Source organism: Aminobacter sp. DSM 101952 (assembly GCF_001424795.1).
Taxonomy (GTDB): domain Bacteria; phylum Pseudomonadota; class Alphaproteobacteria; order Rhizobiales; family Rhizobiaceae; genus Aminobacter; species Aminobacter aganoensis.
In genome coordinates this window covers 1-6,614 of record NZ_LMCL01000004.1, presented here as the reverse complement: position 1 = coordinate 6,614, position 6,614 = coordinate 1, and the positions used below count along the sequence as shown (strand labels likewise).

The 6,614-nt window shown below is 55.6% G+C and carries 8 protein-coding genes and 1 pseudogene; 8 read left to right on the top strand and 1 reads right to left on the bottom strand.

All coding sequences use genetic code 11. The features are described from left to right. The 8 genes and pseudogenes from tnpB to ASC75_RS26625 all read left to right on the top strand — a co-directional run. Positions 1-303 (top strand): IS66 family insertion sequence element accessory protein TnpB (tnpB, locus tag ASC75_RS26920; RefSeq protein ID WP_348271279.1); only part of this gene is annotated, 303 nt, incomplete at its 5' end. Positions 304-511: 208 nt separating this feature from the next. Beyond that, positions 512-1,321 (top strand): phosphonate ABC transporter ATP-binding protein, encoded by an 810-nt coding sequence (phnC, locus tag ASC75_RS05955; RefSeq protein WP_006473175.1) that lies wholly within the window; start codon positions 512-514, stop codon positions 1,319-1,321. Next, entirely contained in the window at positions 1,318-2,166 is an 849-nt protein-coding gene (phnD, locus tag ASC75_RS05950) for a phosphate/phosphite/phosphonate ABC transporter substrate-binding protein (protein ID WP_003501103.1), read from the top strand. Before phnC ends, phnD begins: the two co-directional genes overlap by 4 nt. 70 nt (positions 2,167-2,236) lie before the next feature. Beyond that, positions 2,237-3,043, top strand: coding sequence for a phosphonate ABC transporter, permease protein PhnE (gene phnE, locus ASC75_RS05945; RefSeq protein WP_006473411.1), 807 nt, complete (start codon positions 2,237-2,239; stop codon positions 3,041-3,043). Between the two features lie 13 nt (positions 3,044-3,056). Further along, positions 3,057-4,055 (top strand): phosphonate dehydrogenase, encoded by a 999-nt coding sequence (locus ASC75_RS05940; protein WP_003501101.1) that lies wholly within the window; start codon positions 3,057-3,059, stop codon positions 4,053-4,055. 12 nt (positions 4,056-4,067) lie between these two features. Further along, complete coding sequence (locus ASC75_RS05935) at positions 4,068-4,988, top strand: LysR family transcriptional regulator (protein WP_003501100.1); 921 nt, start codon at positions 4,068-4,070, stop codon at positions 4,986-4,988. A gap of 345 nt (positions 4,989-5,333) precedes the next feature. Beyond that, complete coding sequence (locus tag ASC75_RS05930) at positions 5,334-5,930, top strand: recombinase family protein (protein ID WP_024710158.1); 597 nt, start codon at positions 5,334-5,336, stop codon at positions 5,928-5,930. Further along, positions 5,923-6,123, top strand: a pseudogene (locus ASC75_RS26625) (IS481 family transposase); the annotation flags it as partial. The gene ASC75_RS05930 and the pseudogene ASC75_RS26625, both read left to right, overlap by 8 nt. A gap of 66 nt (positions 6,124-6,189) precedes the next feature. On the opposite strand, the gene ASC75_RS05925 reads toward ASC75_RS26625, so the two are convergent. Further along, positions 6,190-6,614: DDE-type integrase/transposase/recombinase (locus ASC75_RS05925; protein ID WP_156381128.1), on the bottom strand; the 425-nt coding region annotated here is incomplete at its 5' end.

Below are 6,614 nucleotides of genomic sequence, written 5' to 3'. Positions count from 1 at the left end.
AGCGACGGCATGGTCAAACCGGGACGCCTGCCTGTCGTAGTTGCTCGGTCAGCTGACGGGAATATTCGGGATCAAGGGTGCCCGCCAGGAAGGCGCGGATATACGGACATGCGCTGTGGCTTTCCCTCCTTGGCGCTTCGGGTGCAGGAGGTTCTGCAGCATGATCCGTTGTCAGGGCATCTCTTCGTCTTCAGGGGCCGCAGATCGGATATTTTGAAGATCATCTGGCATGATGGTCTGGGCGCCTGCCTTTTTACCCGGCGGCTGGAGAAGGGCCGGTTTATCTGGCCGAATATGGGATAGCATCCGTCAAGGTGGTGTAGAATTGGGACCGGGCCGTCATGATCAGGCGGCTCTGGGTGAAATTTCTCCATCGCAGCTACGCGAGGAGGTAGAGCTGAGTTTAAGTGCTGTCATTGAAGTTTCACGAGCCTGATAAACGGACGTCATATGTCGCCCATAGTGATGCAAATATTCAATCGATGCACCACTAACGATCAGGATTATTGTGATGCTGGCTCTGAACGGAGTTGCCGTGACCTATGCCAACGGCACCCAAGCTTTGAAGACAACGACATTGACGTTCAACCAGGGTCAGTTCGTCGTGCTCCTCGGTAGATCCGGCGCAGGCAAATCTACCCTCATCCGGACACTCAACGGCTTGGTTGCGCCGACGTCTGGTTCGATCACTTCTAACGATATTGGTGCTCTGGATGCGGAAACTAAGCTTCGCATTCACCGAAGGCGAACTGGGATGATATTCCAGCAGCACCAACTCATAGGGCGCTTGAGCGCGCTCGACAACGTCATGACGGGCCGCCTGGGCTACCACTCTGGCTGGCGTACGTTGTTCCCTATGCCGCGTTCGGATCGAAGGCTGGGGTTGGAATGCCTTGAACGCGTAGGCCTTCTTGATAAGGCTCTCGTCAGGGCGGATCAACTATCCGGCGGTCAGCAGCAACGGGTGGGCATTGCGCGCGCGCTGGTCCAGAAGCCCCAACTGGTCCTTGCAGATGAGCCCGTTGCAAGTCTGGACCCTGAAACGGCTGTCGAGGTCCTGTCGCAGCTTCGCGAAATATGCACAGCCGACGGCATCACTGCTGTGATCAGCCTTCATCAGATCGATCTAGCTCGCCGGTTCGGCGACCGGGTCATTGCTATGCGCGACGGGGAAGTGGTTGCGGACGCCGCTGTCGACGAACTGACCGATCAAATGTGTGCGTCGATCTACCGCAGCGCCCCAAGAAATCCGACCACAACACAAGATTTGTCCAACTACGAGTATGATCAACCTTTAGCTGCCATGGAGGCCGCATTATGAAGAAGCTTCTGTCCCTCGCATTCCTCGCCGTTCTTGGCTGGAGTTCGTTGGCGCATGCTGGCTCAAATCCAGAGACATTGCGCGTCGCGTTGCTACCGGACGAGAACGCCGCCACTGTCATCAAAAACAATCGTCCTCTCGAGGAGTATCTTGAGAAGACACTCGGTCGGGAGATTGAACTGATCGTAACGACCGACTACTCGTCAATGATCGAAGCGATGCGTTTCGGCCGGCTTGAGTTGGCTTATTTCGGGCCGCTCTCTTACACGCTCGCGAAAACCAAGGCTGATATCGAGCCTTTCGCAGCACTTATGAAGGATGGCGAAACTACCTATCGCGCTGTAGTTGTCGCCAATGCAGAGGCTGGCATCGAAAGCCTTGAAGATGCAAAAGGGAAAAAGGTCGCGTTTGGGGACGTGGCTTCCACCTCAAGCCACCTTATCCCGAAATCTATGCTGCTTAAGGCCGGAGTTGAGGCTGGAAAAGACTATAGCGAGAACTTCGTAGGGTCGCATGATGCCGTGGCTATTGCAGTGCAGAATGGCAATGCTCAGATTGGCGGACTTTCGTTGCCCATCTACAATTCAATGGTCGCTCGTGGCACCATTGATCCTAAGAAAGTTATCGCCCTCGCCGAGTCCGATCCGTTCCCGCAGTACCCCTGGACCATGCGGTCGGATCTTGACACTTCGTTGAAAGAGGCGATCACCAAAGCCTTCATCGACCTTAAAGACGAAAAGGTATTGGCATCCTTCAAAGCCGATGGGTTCGCTCCGATCGATGACAAAGCCTACGACGTCGTCCGTGAGCTCGGTAAAGTGCTGAACTTGGACCTGAGTCAGTAAGGCGCGTTCGAGACAGTTTCTCACCTTTCGACGCAGGCGCTGGCCTGCGTCCTTTCTTCCAGGATATGTGATGACACAGCCGTCGGCCGACTACGACTCTATCCTTCAACATCAAAACAAAGCTTGGACCAGAGCTGGCGTGATCGCGTTGGCAATTGCGTGTGTGATCATTGTTAGCAGTTATCACTCCGGTCTTCTTGATCTGGAGCGTCTGGGATCTGGGTTTCCTGCGCTCTGGCAGCTCGGTACGGAAATGTTTCCCCCGGATTTCAACCGAGGCTTGGAGTGGATCAGCCCTCTCATCGACACTCTGGCGATGAGTATAGCTGGGACTGCGATCGCGGTACTGATATCACTTCCAGTTGGCTTTTTCGCCTCAGGGAAAACAGCACCCAACGCTGTCATCTATATGATCTCGCGTGGATTGTTGAATGGTCTACGGTCGATCCCGGAGCTGATTATGGGCATCGTCTTCGTGGCGGCAGTGGGATTTGGAGCGCTCCCAGGCGTGCTGGCTCTTGGTCTTCACTCGGTTGGCATGGTGGGCAAGTTCTTTGCGGAGGCGATCGAGCATTGCGATAATGCGCCTATAGAAGCCGCACGCGCAGCTGGTGCGTCGCCGTTCCAGATCGTGACGCGGGCGATCTTGCCACAAGTTCTACCGCAATTGGCCGATGTGACCATCTATCGGTGGGAGTACAACTTCCGCGCCTCGACAATCCTGGGCACTGTGGGAGCTGGTGGTATCGGTTTCGAGTTGATGACATCCCTCCGGATCATGAATTATCAGGAGGTTCTTGCGATCATGCTCGTTGTCCTTCTGATGGTCACCATCGTTGACCAGGTCGGCGCTCTCCTCCGCCGCCAGCTGCAATAGAAGGATAAATTAAATGCTCCCAAAGGTAGTAATCACCCATCGCGTCCACGAGGAGATTATCTCAAAGCTATCTCCCCACGCTCGTTTAGTTTGCAACGATACTGATGATACATGGCCCCGCGAGAAACTGCTCGCAGAATTGAGCGACGCCAAGGCGATGATGGCGTTCATGCCGGACATGATCGACGCGTCTGTACTCGCGCACGCTCCCGATCTTCAACTTGTGGCATGTGCGCTGAAAGGCTTCGATAACTTCGACATCGAAGCCTGCACGCAGCGTGGAGTCCACGTCACGATAGTGTCCGATCTTCTCACTGACCCGACAGCCGAACTTACAATCGGTCTGATGATTGCTCTTGGGCGGCACATTCTGCCAGGCGACAAGAGCGTCAGGAGGGATTACAAGGGTTGGCGCCCTCGGTTTTACGGCCTTGGGCTGCAGGGCACAGCAATCGGCATTTTAGGGATGGGAGCGATCGGAAAAGCTATAGCACAGCGCCTAAGTACCTTCGGCGCCATTGTGTCGTACTGGGATCGTCAATCCCTGGACAAAGCCGATGAGATCAGACTGAACGTAAAGCCTCTTGAATTTGACCAGTTGATCTCGTCGTCTACCTTTCTTGTGTGTGCACTCCCGCTTTCGGCCGAAACGAAGCATCTCCTCGGCGCTGAACAACTCGCCAAAATGCCCAAAGGAGCACTTCTTATTAATCCTGCACGCGGAAGCGTGGTTGATGAAGAGGCTGTTGTCGCTGCATTGCAGGCGGGGCGCTTGGGAGGCTACGCCGCTGATGTTTATGAGATGGAGGACTGGGCCAGACCCGACCGGCCTGACAAGGTCCACGGGGGTCTCCTCAATCGCGAACATGATTCGATCTTGACACCCCACATAGGCTCAGCAGTGGCGAAGTCGCGTTTGGCTATCGAGCACGAGGCTGCTGACAACATTATAGATTTTGTCCAAGGCCGAAGACCTCGTGCGGCAATTAACGAGGTTCAACTAATTCCTTGATTAGAGAAAGTAATGTTTAGCCTTTCGCATGTCGCAGCATTCATAGAGGTAATCGAAACTGGCAGCTTTCACGAGGCGTCGCGACGGCTTCAGATATCCCAACCGACTGTCTCACATAATGTGAAACGATTGGAGGATATACTAGGGGTGCGGCTGGTCGAGAGGAGGAAGGACAAGTGTGTGCCGACTCGGCAAGGGCTCGTATTCTTGCCATTCGCACGCAGCCTTTTGACCGTCACGAAGAGATCTCTGGACCGCCTGCACAGCGGCCGGATTACGTTGGGTGCCAGTACTAACATCGGTACCTATATTTTGCCAGTCCACTTGAAGCGTTTACAGGATGCTCAAGGCCGGCCACCTGAGGTGGCCGTTGCCTCAAATCCTGAAATCATCGAAAAGCTCTTGAGGAAGGAGATTGATCTAGCCTTTACCGAATGGTGGGACGATCGAAAAGGATATCAAGCCCGCCTTTGGCGGAAGGAAAAGCTGGTAATAATCGTATCCCCACAGCATAATTGGAGGACGCGAAAAACAATTGAAGCGGCAGAGTTATTTCAAGAGTCCCTCATTGGCGGAGAACGTGGAACCGGTACCGGATCCGTGCTCCGCGAGGCCTTCGGCCAAGCGGCAGAGCAATTCCCAATCTCATTCAATGTCGGGAGCACTGAGGCTGTGAAGCATGCAGTTCGAGCTGGTCTCGGCATTTCGATCGTGATGAGGAGCACTGTCCTCGATGAGCTCGCGTCGGGTAGGCTTTATGAGGTTTCTGTTGAGAATGTGGTTCTCGAAAAGTCTGTGTGGGCTGTACATCCCGTACATATGGAGGATGGTTCACCGGAAGCAATCGCGCTTAAGGTTATACTCGATGCGAGCGCCCCTCTGGGTGACCTAGAGCACGTCCACATTACTCGGGGTCATATCCGCAAGATTTGAAGTAGTTGGCGCATTCCTGCGGCTCGAACATGGTAACGCCTGGCCGACCGCATCCTTTGGTATCGCCGCCTCAATTCCCGGAGTATCCCATACAAGGGGGACAAGATCGGGGACCGCCCGATTTTCGATGCGTAAGGTTCCCTGCTCCATGTCGCGAATATTCGGCCGTCAGACACATAGTTGGTTTCCATGGATCGTTTGTCATAAACGAGGGTTTTTGAGCATGCCATAGCGCATGCCGTCACGCCCCTTGAATGGCGCGATGGAATCTTCTCAAAACTGTTATAGAAACGGTTGTCGCAAAATGCTATGTGTCCAACGACTTTCAAGAACATTTGGATGGCTATGCGGGTCGGGTACGCCAGGGTCAGCACGATCGATCAAAATCCGGAGCTTCAGCTTGAGGCGCTGAGACGCGCCGGTTGCGAGAAGGTGTTTACCGAGCGCGGGTCAGGCGCTCGCGATGACCGCCCGGAATTGGGCCGAATTCTCTCCGACGTGCTTCGCACTGGTGACACGCTCGTTGTCTGGAAACTCGATCGGTTGGCGCGATCGCTAAAGAAGCTCATCGCGACGGCGGAAGAGTTGGAGCGCGCGAAGATCGGGCTCGTGTCCTTGACCGAGAGCATTGATACGACGACGCCGGGCGGCATGCTGACCTTCCATGTCTTCGGTGCGATCGCCCAGTTCGAACGTGCTCTGATCCGCGAACGCACGACGGCTGGACTGGTCGAGGCGCGGCAACGTGGCCGCAAGGGTGGCCGCCCGCCCGCGATGCGCCCGGGCGATATTGCCGCGGCGCGCGCCCTGATGAAGGAAGGCAGCATACCGGTACGCAATATTGCGCAGCGCATGGGGGTTTCTGTTGCAACCCTCTATCGTCATATCGGCAAGAAGGGTGGCTCTCCCAAAACAGTGGAATCCGAGGACGTCCATGGCTGAGCGGAGAAAGCGGCCGCCCGGAGAGGCTCTTGTCGATCTTCGACGCCGATTGTCGCTGCTTTCTCCCCGTGATCCAGGCCGTACCGAGATTGTTGCTCGTGCCGCCGATGCCTACGGCATCTCGATCTGGACCCTGTATCGGGCGCTGCGGGAGTTGAACCGCCCGAAATCCGTACGGCGCGCCGATCACGGAACCTCCCGGATCGGTAGCGTCGCCTTAACTTGGGTCGGGCACAGGATTGGGCACGATGGGGCCGGTTTATGCTGCGGCCGACAGGGTGACTTCGCGCCACGTGTTCATGGCGGCGTTTCGCAGTTTGCGATGTTCGGCAGTGCTCGTCCGGTTGCGGTGAATATGGAAGAGATTGGCGATCGGGCCGTGGATTGAGACGAAGCGCTGGCATTGTCGTGCCGACTTGAACCGGATCATGCCTCGTTCTCGTCGTCGAACAGCCAGATGCGAATTCTCCGCTCGGTTATTTAAACCCTTATGCGACCGATGCTCGACACCGGGCATGATTTCCCTTTTGGCTGCGTCGTAGGATCTGAGCTTGTCGGTGATCATGACACGCGGTGTGACGCGCTGGCCCTTCAGTAGCTTTCGCATCAACCGAAGGGCCGCCTTCTTGTTCCGGCGGCTCTGGATCAGGGCATCGAGAACATAACCATCGGCATCGACGGCGC

Excerpts from the sequence above, each read along its gene's own strand:
- ASC75_RS05930 (WP_024710158.1), top strand. The coding sequence starts at position 5,334 with ATGCGGGTCGGGTACGCCAGGGTCAGCACGATCGATCAAAATCCGGAG.
- phnC (WP_006473175.1), top strand. The coding sequence starts at position 512 with ATGCTGGCTCTGAACGGAGTTGCCGTGACCTATGCCAACGGCACCCAA.
- phnD (WP_003501103.1), top strand. The coding sequence starts at position 1,318 with ATGAAGAAGCTTCTGTCCCTCGCATTCCTCGCCGTTCTTGGCTGGAGT.
- ASC75_RS05935 (WP_003501100.1), top strand. The coding sequence starts at position 4,068 with ATGTTTAGCCTTTCGCATGTCGCAGCATTCATAGAGGTAATCGAAACT.
- ASC75_RS05940 (WP_003501101.1), top strand. The coding sequence starts at position 3,057 with ATGCTCCCAAAGGTAGTAATCACCCATCGCGTCCACGAGGAGATTATC.
- phnE (WP_006473411.1), top strand. The coding sequence starts at position 2,237 with ATGACACAGCCGTCGGCCGACTACGACTCTATCCTTCAACATCAAAAC.